8 protein-coding genes are annotated in these 16,216 nt (G+C 74.0%); 3 read left to right on the top strand and 5 right to left on the bottom strand.

The window, feature by feature from the left end; all coding sequences use genetic code 11:
• Positions 1-69: 69 nt before the first annotated feature.
• The gene (locus tag PT931_RS09160) at positions 70-2,208 is read left to right on the top strand and encodes a hypothetical protein (RefSeq protein WP_456245265.1); all 2,139 of its coding nucleotides are present in this window, start codon (positions 70-72) and stop codon (positions 2,206-2,208) included.
• 141 nt (positions 2,209-2,349) lie between these two features.
• Here PT931_RS09160 and PT931_RS09155 read toward each other — a convergent pair whose 3' ends face one another.
• Complete coding sequence (locus PT931_RS09155; RefSeq protein ID WP_456245264.1) at positions 2,350-5,052, bottom strand: ATP-binding protein; 2,703 nt, start codon at positions 5,050-5,052, stop codon at positions 2,350-2,352.
• A gap of 177 nt (positions 5,053-5,229) precedes the next feature.
• On the opposite strand from PT931_RS09155, the gene PT931_RS09150 reads away from it, so the two are divergent.
• Complete coding sequence (locus PT931_RS09150) at positions 5,230-8,913, top strand: M28 family peptidase (RefSeq protein ID WP_456245263.1); 3,684 nt, start codon at positions 5,230-5,232, stop codon at positions 8,911-8,913.
• A 120-nt stretch (positions 8,914-9,033) separates the two neighbouring features.
• Here PT931_RS09150 and PT931_RS09145 read toward each other — a convergent pair whose 3' ends face one another.
• The 4 genes from PT931_RS09145 to PT931_RS09130 all read right to left on the bottom strand — a co-directional run bounded on the left by PT931_RS09145 (position 9,034) and on the right by PT931_RS09130 (position 11,928).
• Positions 9,034-9,276 (bottom strand): hypothetical protein, encoded by a 243-nt coding sequence (locus PT931_RS09145; RefSeq protein WP_456245262.1) that lies wholly within the window; start codon positions 9,274-9,276, stop codon positions 9,034-9,036.
• A gap of 164 nt (positions 9,277-9,440) precedes the next feature.
• The gene (locus tag PT931_RS09140) at positions 9,441-9,653 is read right to left on the bottom strand and encodes a DUF4287 domain-containing protein (protein WP_456245261.1); all 213 of its coding nucleotides are present in this window, start codon (positions 9,651-9,653) and stop codon (positions 9,441-9,443) included.
• Between the two features lie 29 nt (positions 9,654-9,682).
• Complete coding sequence (locus PT931_RS09135) at positions 9,683-10,855, bottom strand: hypothetical protein (RefSeq protein WP_456245260.1); 1,173 nt, start codon at positions 10,853-10,855, stop codon at positions 9,683-9,685.
• A complete protein-coding gene (locus PT931_RS09130; RefSeq protein ID WP_456245259.1) occupies positions 10,852-11,928 on the bottom strand; it encodes a HesA/MoeB/ThiF family protein in 1,077 nt (358 codons plus the stop codon). Before PT931_RS09130 ends, PT931_RS09135 begins: the two co-directional genes overlap by 4 nt.
• Before the next feature lie 342 nt (positions 11,929-12,270).
• Here PT931_RS09130 and PT931_RS09125 point away from each other — a divergent pair, with 342 nt between their 5' ends.
• On the top strand, positions 12,271-15,933 hold the full coding sequence (locus PT931_RS09125) for an AfsR/SARP family transcriptional regulator (protein WP_456245258.1): 3,663 nt from the start codon (positions 12,271-12,273) through the stop codon (positions 15,931-15,933).
• Positions 15,934-16,216: the final 283 nt, after the last annotated feature.

Here is a 16,216-nt window from a genome sequence, read left to right as displayed (position 1 = left end):
TCTCCCCAACCGGTTCGCCGGTAGCCCGGGCGCCCCTCGCCCGGCCTGGACGGGAAAGGAAACCCCCTCATGACCCCCTTCCGACTGTTGTCCGTGGGCGCGGCGCTCGCCCTGGGAGCCGCCGTCGTCCCGGTCACGATCGCCGCGGCGACCTCGAAGGCCCCCGCCGCGGTGTGCGTGCCCGCCGACTCCGACCACCGGCACGACGAGGCGGCCCCGGACTGCGTCTCCGCCGCCGTCAGCATGGACCGGCTCCCCGCCGTGGGCGAGACGGCCACCGTGAAGATCGAGCTGGGTACCCAGGTGCCGGTGGACTCCGCCCGGCTCGCGGTCCGGCTGCCGGCCACCCTGCGCCTCGACGCCGCGGGAACCGGCCTGTCCGCCCCGCGCGCCGTCGGGCTGGACCAGGTCGCCGAGCAGACGTTCGCGCTGCCGACCGGCGGTCGGACCGTGACCCTGAAGGTCACCGCGCTCGCCGCCGGCCCCGCCCAGGTCGAGGCCGACCTGACCGACGCCGGAGCGCCCGACCAGGCCCGCTCCGCGCACGCCACCACGGTGTTCACCGTCGGCGACCGGCCCGGGACCTCCGTGGCCGGCGTCGCGGGGACGGACAGCGCGGCCGTGGACGCCGGGACCGCCCGGCCGGCGACCAACGGGCACTCGGTGCCCCTGGTCGGGACCGCTCCCCGGTCACCGGCCGCCCGGGCGGCCACGGCCGCGCCCGGACAGATCTGCGCGACCGGCCAGTTCACGGTCGCGGACAAGACCGGCGCGTGGCTGGCCGGGCGCAACATCCCGGTGACCGTCATCGGGAAGACGACCTCCTCGGCGGGCAGCCAGACCTACGCCACGGGGCTGACGGGCGCCACCGACGGGAAGTACGCCCTGTGCTTCACGTCCCCGGTGACCACCATGTACTCCGTGCAGGTCAGGTTCACCTCCGACTCCAGCGTGTGGCGGGTGACCGACAACGCCGGTCAGAACACCTACAGCGTCACGACCGCGGCGAGGAGCAACGTGCCGTCGGGTACCGACCAGAACTTCGGCACCACGTCGCCGACCAGCACGTACATGCGCGGCTGGCACGCGTTCGACACGCTGAACCTGCTGTGGGGGATCCGCGCCTCGGGCACCAACTGCTGGACGGCCCGGGAGACGTCCAACTGCACGAAGATCACGATGCACTGGCAGCCGGGCAGCACCGACGGCACGTACTTCGACCCCGACGGCCGGTACGTGGCGTTCGAGGACGCCGACCCCGACTCCGAGCACCTCGTCCTGCACGAGGCCGGGCACCACTTCATGGACCTGCTGTACAACCGCTGGTGGCCGGTCTTCGACTGCCCCGACCCGCACTACCTGCACAAGAAGTCCGGCCCGACCTGCGCCTGGACCGAGGGCTTCGCCAACGCCATCACCGGCTACGCCAAGGGTGACGGCATGTTCTACTGGCCCGACGGCGAGTCCGTGAACCTGATGAGCACCAAGCCGTTCGACCCGTCCAAGCCGGCGAGCCGGACCAACATCGAGGACGGCGACCAGGTCGAGTGCCGGGTGGCCGGCTCCATGATCGACCTGTGGCGGCAGGTGGACAACGGGCCCGCCGCGACGTTCGACCTGATGCGCCGGTACACGTCCAGCACGTTCCGCGAGCACTTCAACGACGACCGGCCGCTGACCGGGATGAGCACGTCCGCGACGGCCCGCAACCTGGTCTACACGCACACGATCGACTACCGCACCTCCACGCCGCCCGGCACCGGGATCGCCAACGGCGGCTTCGAGAGCGGCACCGCGAACTGGACCATCACCGGCGGCGTCGTCGGCAACTGGCCCACCTACCCGGCCCAGCAGGGCTCCTGGTACGCCTGGATGGGCGGCAACGGCGTCGTCAACACCGACACCCTGTCCCAGCAGATCGCCGTCCCGTCCACCGGCACGAGCACCCTCACCTACCACCTGCGGATCGCCACGCAGGAGACCGGCGGCACCGTCTACGACACGTTCAAGGTCCAGATCGTGGACGGATCGACGACCACCACGCTGGGTACCTACTCCAACGTGAACGCCGGCAGCGGGTACGTGCTGCGCTCCGCCAGCCTCAACAACTATCGTGGCAGGACCGTGACGCTCAGGTTCGTCAGCGTGGAGGACTCGTCCCTCACGACCGACTTCCTGCTCGACACGATCGCACTGAGCACCACCTGACAGACCTGTGGCCGGGCCGGGGGACAGCGGCGCGGTCACTGTCCCGCTCCCGGATCCGCGCACTGACCCGGGAGCGGGAAACCCCTTTTCCGGGGTACGGGAGCCACCCGTACCCCGGAAAAGGGCCCTTTCTGGTGGGTACTAGGCGTTCCTGACGGCCCGGCGCAGGGCGGCCCGGTCCCGGACCCCCAGCCGGCGGTACAGCCGGGTCAGCCCGGCCTCCACCGTCTTCACGGACACCCGCAGCTCCCGGGCGATCTCCTGGTTCGTCGCCCCGGCCTCGATGAACGCGATCAGCCGCCGCTCGGTGTCCGGCGCGGGCAGCCCGGCCGCGTCGAGCCGCCCGACCCGCCCGGCCGCGTACCGGGCCCACGGCCGGCACCCGGCCCGGGCGTACAGCTCCCCGGCCCGGACCAGCGCGCTGCGCGCGGCCCCGACCCGCCGGGCCCGGACCTCCAGCTCGCCGAGCGTCAGCCAGGCCCGCGCGATCTCCAACGGATACGGGTGCCGGCCGGGGATCAGCCCCCGGAGCCGGTCGGCCGCGTCCCGCGCGGACCCGGTGATCCCCTCGACCAGGGCGGCGACCCGGTCGAGCCCGAGCAGCACCACCCGGCGGTGGAACCGGTCCGCGCGGGCGCGGGCGTCGGCGAGCACCGCGGCCGCCCGGTCCGGCGCGCCCGACAGGGCGAGCGCCTCGGCCAGGTCGGCGTCGATCAGCACCAGGGCCGGGTCGTGCACGCCCGTGCCGTGCAACAGTGCCACCGCCCGGTCGAACCGCCGGGCGGCCTGGGCCGGCTGGTCCAGGAGCAGGTCGGCCCGCCCCCGGGACATCAGGGCCCCGGCGAGCCACTCGGTGTCGCCGACCCGCTCCTCCAGGGCCACGGCCTCGTCGAGCAGCTCCACGGCGCGTTCCACCGTGCCGTCGGCCAGCTCTGCGGTGCCCCGCTGGTAGAGCGCCCGGCCCGGGGTGGGCTCGATCTCGATCCGCAGCCGGGCGGCGAGCCGGCCGGACTCCGCCGACGCGGCGCACAGCCCCGCCCGGTCCTGGATCCGGGCCACCGCCTGCAACACGTCGCACAGCGCCACGGTGCTCCCGGCCCGTTCGGTGTCGGCCAGCACCCGGGTCACGGCCTCCAGGGCGGCGGCCACCTCCCCGGCCCGGACCAGGCCGAGCGCCACCACCCGCCGGATCGACAGCGCCGCCCGGGACAGCTCCCGGCCCTCGGCGAGCGCCGCCGCCCGGCGGAGCAGGGCCGAGAAGTCCACCGGGTCGGCGACGTTCTCCAGTTCGTACCGGAAGTCCAGGCACTCCAGCAGCGCCTCGTCGTCGCCGGCCCGCTCCGCGTACGCCTCGGCCCGGGCCAGCTCGGCGCGCACCAGGTCCGGACGGGTGCGGCGCAGGGCCAGTTCCGCCCGGACCAGATGCACCCGGGCCAGCAGCGCCGGGTCGCCGTCCGCGTCGGCCTCCGCCGCGTCGAGGAGGTCCGGGGCGTCGGTGAAGTCCGCGTTCGCGAGGTCGATCAGCAGCAGCCGGGCGTGCACCCGCGACGGCCGGTGGTCCGCGCGCAGCACCGACGCGCACGCCTCCCACGCCTGGTCGGCGAGCCCTGCCGCGTGCGCGTACCGGCCCGAGGCCAGCAGCCGGGCCGTGGACGCCGCCGGGTCGTGCGCGCCGTGTTCCGCCGCGAGCCGGGCGAGCTGCGCGGCCGCCGCCGGGACGCCGCGCCGCTCGGCCTCGACCGCCGCCCCGAACAGGGTGTCCGCGAGCCACGGGTCGGGGCCGTTCGCGGCGAGCGCCAGGTGCCGGGCCCGCTCCACCGGGTCGGTACTGCGGCCGGCGAGCAGGGCGTGCGCGGCTCGGCGCACCCCGGGGGAGGCGTCGGTGTAGAGGAGGTCGCCGAGCAGGGGGTGTCCGAACTGGAGCCGGCCGTCGGGCTGGGCGACCAGGACGCCGGAGTCCAGCGCGGGTCGGAGCGCGTCGGTGGCCGGGTCGAGGTCGGGATGGCTGGACGCGGCGGCGAGGACCAGCGCGGAGCGGGTGGCGGCCGGCAGCGCGCCGAGCCGGTCGGCGAGCACCAGCCGCAGCCGGTCGGGGACGGGCAGCGGCTCCGTGGGCCACGGCAGGGTGGGTCGCCGGCACAGCAGCCGGCCCAGCTCCAGGGCGAGGAACGGGTTGCCCTCGCTGGCCGCGTACAGCCGGTCCAGCACCGGGGCGGGCAGCGGCAGGTCCAGGCGGTCGCGGACCAGCTCGCCGACGACGTCCGGCGGCAGGGGCAGCAGCTCGACCTCCTCGCCGGGGGCGGGTAGCAGACCGCCCAGCTCCGGGATCGCGCCGCCCGGAGCCCGTTCGGAGGCCAGGACCCGCAGTCGGCCGTCCGTACAGCGCCGGGCGACGAAGGTCAGCACCTCCCGGCTGGGCTGGTCGAGCCACTGCGCGTCGTCGAGGACGAGGAGCACCCGGCGGTCCCCGGTGAGCCGGCGGACCAGTTCGAGGACGGCGAGGCGCACGGCGAGCGGGTCGACCCGGGTGCCGTCGAGCGGCGGCCGGCGGAGCAGTGCCGTCTCCAGGGCGGCCCGGAGCGGCCCGGGCAGCGGGGTGTCCTCGCGGTAGGCGGAACCGAACAGTTCGGACAGCGCCAGGTACGGCACGGCCGCCTCGGCCTGGCGGGCGGTGCTGCGGGCCACGAACTCGCCGCGCGCGACCGCCTCGGCCGTCAGTACCTCGATGATGCTGGTCTTGCCCAGGCCGGCGGGTCCGTGCAGCAGCACGCCGCCACCGCCCTCGATCCGGGCACGGCACCGTGCCAGGACCTCGGCGCGGCCGAGCACGCCGGCAGCCTCCACCCGGCCGATTCTGCCCCTCGGGGCCGGTCGGGGGGAAGGGCCGTGTAACGCGATCGTTATCCGGGGCGAGGGATGCCCAAGGGTGCTCCCCCATGTCGCTGTCCGTCGATCTCCGGTTGGCTCGGGGGAACCGCGCAACCCCTCTGCGCGGTACCCCTCACCTGAAGGAGCTTTTCCATGAGACGTCGACCCGGGTTACCGGTCGCGGCGGCGGGCCTCGCGCTCGCCGTCGTCGCGGGAACGGCGGTGGCACTGTCCGTGTCCGCCACCGCGACCCCGCGAACGCCCGACCCGTCAGCGCGCGCCCTCGCGGCGGCCGACCTGGCGGCGCAGTCGGGCCTGGACGCCCTGGCCCAGGGCCCGGGCGAGAGCCTGCGCCGGGTGCACGCCTTCGCCGGCGAGCGCGGCCTGCACTACGCGGCCTACGAGCGTACCTACAAGGGCCTGCCGGTGATCGGCGGCGACGCCGTGGTCACCACGGACGGCGACGGGAAGGTGCGCGGCATCGAGGCCGCGAGCACGGCCCGGATCACCGTCGGCCTGGAGCCCACCGTGTCGGCGGCCGCGGCGGCGGCCACGGCCCGCGCCCTGCTGCCCACGGTCACCGACGCGACCGCCCCGACCCTGGCCGTGCTGGCCGGGGACAACCCGAAGCTGGTCTGGCAGACCCTGGTCACCGGCCGCACCGCGACCGCGCCCAGCAAGCTGCACGTCTACGTCGACGCCCGCACCGGAGCGGTGGCCGACAAGACCGACGACGTGAAGGCCGACACCGCCAACACGTACTACGCCGGCTCCGTCACCATCGACACCTCCGGCTCGGGTACGACCCGCACGCTGTCCGACCCGGGCCGCCCGGGCCTGCTCTGCGGACCGAACTCGACGAAGCAGGCCTACACCAACACGTCCACGACCTGGGGCAACGGTTCCGGCACCGACCTGAAGACGGCGTGTACCGACGCCTACTACTCGGTCGAGCAGGAGTGGAACATGCTCCGCGACTGGCTGGGCCGCAACGGGGTGAACGGCTCCGGCCGCGCGTTCCCGCTGTACGTGGGCCTGTCCGACGTGAACGCGTACTGGGACGGCAGCGCCGGCACCTTCGGCCACAACCAGGCCAACAACCGGCAGGCGACGAACATCGACGTCGTGGGCCACGAGATGGGCCACGCGATCTTCCAGTTCTCCGGCTCGGGCAACCCGACCTCCAACGAGGCCGGCGGCATGAACGAGTCCACCGGTGACATCTTCGGCGCGTTGACCGAGGCGTACGCGAACAACCCGAACGACCCGCCGGACTACGACGTCGGCGAGGAGGTCGACCTGGTCGGCCAGGGCCCGATCCGCAAGATGTACAACCCGTCGCTCGTCAACAACGACCCGAACTGCTACAACCAGCTCAGCAGCAACACCGAGGTGCACGCGGCGGCCGGCCCGCAGAACCACTGGTTCTACCTGCTCGCCGAGGGTTCGACCCCCGGCGGCGGCAAGCCGAACAGCCCGATCTGCTCGGGCGGCTCCGCGGTGACCGGGATCGGCATCCAGAAGGCCGGCAAGATCTTCCACACCGCGCTGCAGACGAAGACGAGCAGCTGGAACCACCTGGCCGCGCGCAAGGCCACCCTGCTGGCGGCGAAGAACCTGTACTCGCCGTCCTGTGTGGAGTTCAACGCGACCAAGGCGGCCTGGCTGGCCGTCGCCGTCCCGGCCCAGTCCGGTGAGGCGACCTGCACGGCCACCTCGAACGACTTCTCGATCTCGCTGAGCCCGGCGTCCGGCGGCACCATGCCGGGCAACGCGGTCACCACCACGGTCGGCACGACCACCACGTCCGGCAGCGCGCAGACGGTGAACCTGACCGCCTCGGGCCTGCCGAGCGGGGCGACCGCGAGCTTCAACCCCGCCTCGGTGCAGTCCGGCGCGTCGTCGACCCTGACGATCACCACCTCGACGGGTACGCCGGCCGGCGTCCACACCGTCACGGTCACCGGTACCGGAGCCGTGACCCACACGGCCACGTACCAGCTGACCGTCGGCACCACGAACCCGAACCCGACCGCGCCGGACATCGACGTGGCCAAGGTGCAGGCGCACCTGACCCAGCTCAACACGATCGCCTCGCAGAGCGGCGGCAACCGGCGGGCCGGCTCGGCGGGCTACACCGGTTCCGTGTCCTACATCAAGGCCAAGCTCCAGGCCGCCGGCTACACGGTGTCCGAGCAGAGCTGCACCAGCTGCACCTACGTCTCCAACAACCTGATCGCCGACTGGCCCGGTGGCGACACCAACAACACGGTCATGTTCGGCGCGCACCTCGACAGCGTCTCGGCCGGCCCGGGGATCAACGACAACGGCTCCGGCTCGGCGGCGATCCTGGAGGTGGCGCTCGCCCTGGCCGCCCAGAACCCGACCATGACCAAGCACGTCCGGTTCGGCTGGTGGACCGACGAGGAGCAGGGCCTCAACGGCTCCAAGCACTACGTCAACGCGCTGTCGGCCACCCAGCGCTCCGCCATCAAGGGGTACTACAACTTCGACATGATCGGGTCGAAGAACGGCGGGTACTTCATCAACAACCTGAACTCGGCGACCTCGGTACCGATGAAGGAGTACTGGACCTCGCTGAACCTGCAGCCCGAGGAGAATGTCGAGGGCCAGGGCCGCTCCGACGACTACTCGTTCCAGCAGGGCGGCATCCCCACCTCCGGGTACGCGGCCGGCGCCAGCGCGGTCAAGACCGCCGCCCAGGTGACCAAGTGGGGCGGCACCCGCGCCGCGTACGACGCCTGCTACCACGCGGCGTGTGACACGACCAGCAACATCAGCGCCACGGTGCTCGACCGCAGCGCGGACGGCATCGCGTACACCCTGTGGAAGCTCGCGGTCGGGGCCTCGCAGAGCAACGACTTCTCGATCTCGGTGAGCCCGACCTCGGGCAACACCCAGCCGGGCGGTTCGGTGTCGGCGACGGTCTACACGTCCACGATCTCCGGCAGCGCGCAGACGGTGAACCTGACCGCCTCGGGCCTGCCGAGCGGGGCCACGGCGAGCTTCAACCCCGCGTCGGTGAACTCCGGCGGCTCGTCGAGCCTGACGATCACCACCACGGCGGGTACCCCGTCCGGCAGCTACCCGGTGACCGTCACCGGTACCGGCAGCGTCTCGCACAGCACCAGCTTCACCCTGTCGGTGGGCACCGTGGCCAACGACTTCTCGGTCGCGCTCAGCCCGACCTCCGGCAGCGTGCAGGCCGGCGGCTCGGCGAGCTCGACGGTGTCCACGGCCACCACCTCCGGCAGCGCGCAGACGGTGAACCTGACCGCCTCGGGCCTGCCGAGCGGGGCCACGGCGAGCTTCAACCCCGCGTCGGTGACCTCGGGGGAGTCGTCGAGCCTGACGATCGCCACCTCGGCCAGCACCCCGGCCGGCACCTACACCGTGAACGTCACGGGCACGGGCGGCAGCGCGACCCACTCGGCCGCGTACACCCTGACCGTGACCACCACCAACCCCGGTGGGCGGACCTTCACCAACGGCACCGACTACACGATCGCCGACAACCAGATCTTCAGCGCCGTGTCGTCCAACGCCACCGGACCGGCGGCCTCGCCGGTGACGGTGTCGATCACCATCAACCACACCTGCGCCGAGGACCTGGGGATCAGCATCCTGGCCCCCAACGGCGTGTACTACCCGGTCAAGTACTCCGGGACCGGCGACTACTCCTGCACCGAGTTCGGCGGGACGCGCACCTACAGCGTGCCGGTCAGCTCGGCGGCGGCCGGCGTCTGGTACCTCCGGGTGACCGACTACGGGCCCGGTGACTACGGGGTGCTCGACACCTGGTCGATCACCGTATAGCTCCTGAGGGGAGAGGCCGTCCCCGGTCCGGTTCGCCGGTCCGGGGGCGGTCCCCGTCGGTGGTGGCCCCGTTCCGTGCCCGTGCGGGCCGTCGTCCCCGTGCGTGCCGTCGTCGCCCGGTCAGGCGGCTTCGGCGACCCGCAGGTGGGCGGTCCAGGCGCACGGTCGCGCCGGGTCGGGTTCCCAGCCGCCCTCGACCGTGAGGCCCTCGCAGCACCTCAGGTCCCGGGTGGCCTCCGCGAGTGGCGCGGGATGGTCGAGATCCCAGTGCAGCGGGTACCGGTGGGTCTCCCCGTCACGCTCGACTGTCAGCGTGACGCCGGCCTCGTCCAGGTCGACACGTGCCGTGGTCTGTGCGCTCATGGCGTTTCTCCTCTGCCCCTGATTCGAGGCTAGGCCCCCGGGCGGATGGGATCTGTCGACACGCGGACAGGTGGGTTGTCGATCCTGCGTCGTTCCGGGGACCGGTTCCGGCGCGCCCGACAGCGGGTTCGCCGGGGTCGGGAGGTCCCGGGCCGTCGCGGGAGTCAGGCGGCGGGGTCCTCGGCCAGGGTGTGCGCGACGAGGGCGTTGGCGTGGCCGTGGCCCATGCCGTGCTCAGCCTTGAGCCACGCGACGAGCTCCATGTGCTTCGTCAGCGGCGAGGCCCGGATGAGGTCCTTCCATTCCGCGAGCGGCCGGCCGTACTTCTTCTCGATCGACGGGAAATAGCTGGCCGGACCCTTCACTACGTCACTCATGCCCACAAGTATGCCACCGGGGTACGCCGTCACGAGGCCCCGCGACGGCGGCGCAGCGCCCCGAGCAGCCGGCGCCCCAGCAGCCAGAGCAGCGTGCCGTGGAACGCCGCCAACACGGCCAGGCCCACGACCCCGTCGGCCAGATCCGCCCAGTGCGGCCCGGACACCCCCCGGGCGACGTCGCCACCCGCCACCACCAGGAGTCTGACCAGCACCGGGATCGAGACCACCAGGAACGCGCCGACCGTGAGTACGGCGCCGACGGCCATGAAGGGCGCGTACCCGGAGACGAAGCGGCGCTCCCGGGGCGGCAACCCCGGGCGGGGGTCGGGACCGCGCCGGACCCAGAACCGCAGCAGCCGGCCGGCGTCGCCGTACAGGTTCCGGCAGCCGCTCAGGTCCTGGACCAGGAAGTACCCGTCGGTCCGCAGGAACAGCGCCCACTGGAGCAGCGCGCCCAGCCCGATGGTCAGCACCACCGCCCGCAGGCACGTCGCGACCATCCCGTCGGCGGCGAACCCGAGACCCGCGAACACGCACCCCGCCGCGACCAGCAGATCCGTCGCCGTACCCGCCAGGTAGACCAGCACCCGCCGCCGCCGGGGCAACGCCCACGCCCCCGTGACATCGGTCTGCGCGACCAGGACGGTCAACCGGGTGGACAACGTGACGGTGCCCGGCACCCCGAAGGCGCGGGCCACCGCCAGGTGCCCCAGCTCGTGCAGGGAGATCACCACCGAGGCGACCACCGCGTCGACCAGCAGCACCAGCGCCGCCGAGTCCGCCCACACCAGGTCGGCGAGCCCCGGCCGGCGCTCCGGCGACCGGACCAGCAGCACGACCGCCGCCAGCACCGCCGCACACCAGACCACGGCCGCCGGCCAGCGCACCAGCCAGCGCAGATGCCCGGACCGCAGCCAGGGCAACGAGGGCCGGGGCTGGGCCACGGTCGCCCCCGGCCGCCCGTCGATCTCCGCGACGAACCCGATCCGGTCCAGGCTCGCCACGAACGCCGCGACGTCCACCTCCTCGCCGTGCCGGCGGTGCAGCTCGTCGTGCACCTCCGCCGTACTCCGGCCCGCCGACAACAGCTCGATCGTCTCCATCCCCAGATCGGGCAGGGCGACGAACGGACCGGCGGGGGCCCGCCCGACGATCCATCCGTCCGCCTCCCGGTGCGCCGTCAGCTCGACGAACGTCACCGACATCGTGGCCCGCCGCAGTCCGGACAGTCGGGCCGGTGCGCCACCGGCACCGTGAACGCGTGCCCCAGCCGGACCGTGTTCCAGACCACGGGCTCACCCACGGGCGGCGGGGACACCCCGGTGAGCTGCGCCAACGCGATGTGCGCCGCGAACTGACCGGTCAGGTTGGCGGTGGCCGCGGTGACCATGTGCATCAGCGGGCCCGGGCCGGCGGTCGACTCGCCCTCGTAGTGGCTGCTCAGCCGCAGGCACCGCCAACAGGGGCCCGCGCCCGGCACGTACAGGGTCAGGCACACGTGCGGGCCGTCGTAACCCCCGTTCACCCAGGGGGTACCCGTGGCCAGCGCCGCCCGGTTGCACCAGTTGTCGATCTGGTCCGGGGTGTCCGCCCCGAGCACCACGAGGTCCACCTCGGCGAACAGCGCGCGCACGCCCTCCTCGGAGTCCACGGCCACCTGCCGCGCCCCGATCGGGCAGTCCGGCCGCAGCAGCCCGATCCGCGCGGCGGCGGCGTGCACCTTCGGCTTGCCGATGTCCTCGGGCAGATACAGCAACTGGCGGTTCAGGTTCGAGGACTCGACCACGTCGTTGTCGATCAGGGTCAGCCGGCCGATGCCCGACGCCGCCAGGCTGTACGCGCACGCGGCGCCCACCCCGCCGACCCCCAGGACGGCGACGTGCGCGGCACCGATCAGGTCCTGGACGTCCCAGGGCGAGGAGCGCGGGGCGCGGTCGATGTAGCTGTAGTAGGCCACCGAGCGGGAGTACCGTTCCCGGCGCTCCGGGTCGACGTCGGCGGCCACCGCGCCGTCCTCGAAGTACCCCGTGGCCACCAGGCCGCCGATGGCCGCCGTCAGCGCGTCCACACTGTGCTGCGGAAACTCGCGGTGTACGTGCTGGGCGACCTGCTCGGGCCGTCGTACCCCGTCCATGGCCGTGATGAGGGACCACAGCACTCCGTCGGCGTCGGTGATCTCCGAGGCCACTCCGAAGGCCGCGCCGCCGATCCGGATCGCGCCGGAGGCGGTCCGGAAGGGAGTGTGGACCCGCTTCACCCTGGGCGCGCGCATGGTCGCACCTTTCTGTGTCCGGAGGGGAGGTTCGGATCCGGGCCCGGGGGCTTCCGTGTCTTCCGGTCCGTGTCGGGCGGGGAGATATGGGGGCTTTCATTCCATATCAGGGCGTATGGGGGCATCCCCAGGAGGATGCCCCCAACCCGTCACTACCTCGGCAGCGGCCGCTCGTAGGTCGGGGACGTCGTCTCGAGCTTGTCCAGTTCGCGGATCTCGATGATGATCACGTGTTGTGCACCCCCCTCCACAATCGTCGGACCAGGTGTGAAAGACGGTGACACTGGACACTGGACGGAACCAGGATGAAACCTGGTCGGCGTCGGGGCGGCTGGAGGTGCGATGGAGTTCCGGATTCTCGGTCCGATCGAGGTCCACGCGGGTGGCCGGGCAGGTGACGGGCCGGACGGGTCCGGCCGGGACGCGCCTGTGCTGGGCGGCGGCCCGGCCGGTGGGTCGGAGGGTGGCCGGGCCGGGCCCGGCGGTACCCCGGCGGGTGAGTTCTCCGGCGGGCCGGGCGCCTGTCCGGGCGGTGGGCCCCTGCCGCTCGGGCCGCCGCGGACCCGCGCGGTGCTCGGCATCCTGCTGGTCCGTCCCGGCGAGATCGTCAGCGTCGGCCAGTTCGTCGACGAACTGTGGCCCGACCAGCCGCCCGCCGAGGCCCGGCCCCTCGTGCACGGCTACCTGAGCCGCCTGCGCCGGGCCCTGCGCGCGGCCCCGGACGGCGCGGCCCGGCTGGTCACCCGCAAGCCCGGCTACCTGCTGCACGTCGGCGACGGAGAGCTGGACCTGCACCGGTTCGAGGACCTGCTCGGCCGGGCCCGGTCCGCCCGGTCCGCCGGCGCCCTGGACGAGTCCCTGCGGTACTACCGGCGGGCGCACGCGCTCTGGCGGGGCACGCCCTTCGCCGACGCGCCGGCCACCCCCGGGATCGACGGGGCGGTCACCCGGCTGGCGGAGCTGCGGCTCGGCAGCGGGGAGGAGGAGTTCGCGGTACGCCTGGCGGTGGGGGAGGGGGCCGAACTGGTCGCGGCGCTGACCGAGCAGGTCGACGCGTACCCGCTGCGGGAACGGCCCGTCGGCCAGCTGATGCTCGCGCTGCACCGGGCGGGACGGACCGCCGAGGCCCTGGACGTGTACCGGCGGGCCGTCGCGCGGTTGGCCGGGGAACTCGGGATCGACCCCGGGCCGGAGCTGCGGCAGGTGGAGGTGGCGATCCTCCGGGGCGAGGTGGGCACGCCCTCCCGGGGCACGGCGGACGGCCCAGAGCTGGGGCAGGGGAACCGGGAAGCCGCTCCGCCGGGTCCTGGCGGTGGTGGGACGGAGCCCGGTTGGCCCGGTACCCGTCGTGTCGGGTTGGAAGTCGGGCAGTCCGGGGCCGGTCATGACGACGGGTCGCCGGTCGGGTGGCCTGGTTCCGGTCGTGAGGAGCCGGAGGACGGGCAGCCGGCGGCCGTTCGTGACGGGCGCCCGGGGCAGGCTCGTGTCGCACGGGCCGGAACGTCGCGCTCCGGTCCGGTCGGTCCCGAGCCGGCTCCGGACGTCCGTGACGGGGCCGTACCGGGCCCGGAGCCCGAACGGGTCGAACCCGACGCGGCCCGGGGCGACGAATCCGGCCATACCCGGGCGGTGACCGGCGAGACCTCGTGGCCGGGCGAGCGGCCGGCGCAGCTGCCCACCGACCTGGCCACCTTCACCGGCCGGTCCGCCGAACTCGCGCACCTGCTCGCCCCGGCGGATCCCGGCGCGGCGGGGGTGACGGTCGTGGCCGTCGACGGGATGGCCGGGGTCGGCAAGACCGCGCTGGCCGTGCGCGCCGCCCACCGGGTGGCCGGGCGGTTCCCCGACGGCCAGCTCTTCCTCGACCTGCACGGCTTCACCGAGGGCATCGAGGCCGTCGCGCCCGGCGACGCGCTGGACCGGATGCTGCGCGCCCTGGGCGTCCCCGGCGACCGCATCCCGCCGGGCACGGAGGACCGGGCCAGCCTGTTCCGCAGCGCCGTCGCCGGTCGGCGGATGCTGCTCCTGCTCGACAACGCGGCGACCGAGGACCAGGTCCGGCCGTTGTTGCCGGCCACCCCCGGCTGCCTGGTACTCGTCACCAGCCGGCACCGGCTGACCGGTCTGGACGCCGCCCTGCCGCTGTCACTCGACCTGCTGCCGCCGTCCGACGCGGTCGCGCTGTTCGTGCGGATCGCCGGGCCGGGCGCCGCCGCCGACCAGGCCGGTACCGCCGAGATCGTCGAGTTGTGCGGCCGGCTCCCGCTCGCGATCCGGATCGCCGCCGCCCGGCTGCGGTCCCGGTCCGGTTGGCGGCCGGCCCACCTCGCCGACCGGCTGCGCGACCACCGGCACCGGCTGGACCAGCTCGTCGCCGGGCACCGCAGCGTCGGTGGCGCGTTCGAGCTGTCGTACCAGCAGCTCGATCCCGACCAGCGCCGGATGTTCCGGCTGCTCGGCCTGCACCCGGGACCCGACACGGACGCCCCGGCCGCCGCCGCGCTCTCCGGGCTCGGGGTGCCCCGCGCCGACCGGCTCCTGGAGGACCTGACCGACGCGCACCTGCTCGAACAGCCCGTCGTCGGCCGCTACCGGTTCCACGACCTGCTCCGGGGGTACGCCGCCCGCGCGGCCGCCGACGAGGAGCCCGCCACGGACCGCCGCGCCGCCCTGATCCGCCTGTTCGACTACTACGTGGACACGGCGGCCGGCGCCGCGACCCTCGTGTACCCGCACGACGGCGACCTGTGCCTGTGCCGGACCACCACCCCGCCCACCCGGCCGCGCGGTGTGAGCACGGCACCCCAGGCGGCGACGTGGCTGGAGACCGAGCGGCAGAACCTGCTCGCCGTCGCCGCCCAGGCCGCCGGGATCGGGCTGCCGGAGTACCCGAACCGGCTCTCCGACGTCCTCGCCCGCAACCTGCGCAGCCGGGGGACGTTCGCCGACACCCTCAGCCTGCACAACCAGGCCCTGGCGGCGGCCAGCCAGATGGGGGACCGCCGGGGCGAGGGGCACGCCTGGTCCCGGCTCGGCGACCTGTACAAGGAAGTCGACCGGTACGACGACGCCCTCGACGCCTACCGTCGGGCACTCGGACTCTCCGGCGGGGCCGGCGACCGGGGCTGCGAGGGACACGCCCTGGCCGGACTGGGCATCCTGCACCTGCTCACCGGCCGCTCGCAGGAGGCGATCGGCTACTTCGGACGCTCCCTGGCCATCGCGCGCGAGATCGGCGACCGCAACGGCGAGCGCCGCGGCCTCGTCGGCCTCGGCATCCTCGACAAGCTGCTCGGCCGCCCCGAGGCCGCCCTCGACCACCTGGGCAGGGCGGTACGGATCGCCGCCGAGATCGGTGACCTGCCCGGCGAGGCGCACGCGTCGGTCTCACTGGCGGAGCTGCACCGCCAACTCGGCCGCCCCGACCGGGCCGTCGAACACCTGCACCGGGCGCTCGACCTGGTCAGGGAGTCCGGCGACCGGGCCGGTGAGGCGCACGCGTCGGTCTCCCTCGCGGCCTCGTACCGGCAGCTCGGCCTGCCCGACCAGGCCATCGGCCCCCTGCGTCGGGCGCTGGCCATCGCGGACCAGATCGGCGACCGGCAGGCCGAACAGGGCGCACTGGCGGCGCTCGGCGAGGCACAGTTGCTGCTCGGCCGGCACGACGAGGCCCTGGACGCCCAGAGCCGGGCGCTGGCCATCGCGCGCGAGATCGGGGACCGCAACGGCGAACTCGCCGCGCTGAACGGGCTCGGCCGGACCCGCCGGGCCACCGTCCGCCCCGACCTCGCGGTGCGCGACCACACCGAGGCCCTGGCCCTCGCCCTCGACCTCGGCCAGCCGCACGACCAGGCCGGCGCCCTGGACGGCCGTGCGGCCGCACAGCTCGATCTGGGCCGGCCGGACCTGGCCGGGGCGGACTGGCGCCGGGCGCTGGAACTGTTCGAGGCGGTGGATGCTCCGGAGGTGGGGCGGATTCGGGAGGCACTGGCCGCGCTGGCCTGAGACTGGGGCTGTCCGTGATGTGTTTGGTGGGGTGGTCTCGTTGCGATGGGTGGCCTGATGTGCGACTTTGGGGTCCCGGGCTTCCGGAGTCCCGGGGTGCCGGGTGTGCCGGGTGTGCCGGGAATCCCGGGGTGCCGGGTGTGCCGGGTGTGCCGGGAATCCCGGGGTGCCGGGTGTGCCGGGGTGCCGGGAGTCCCAGGAGCGTCGGGAGACCCGGGAGTCCCGGCTCCCAGCTCCCCAGCTCCCCAGCTCCAAGAGTCTCCGAGTCGCGGAGCAGCCCTGG

Source organism: Longispora urticae, assembly GCF_053902585.1.
The sequence above is the reverse complement of the archived record's forward strand: the minus strand, read 5'-3'. Positions and strand labels throughout refer to the sequence as shown.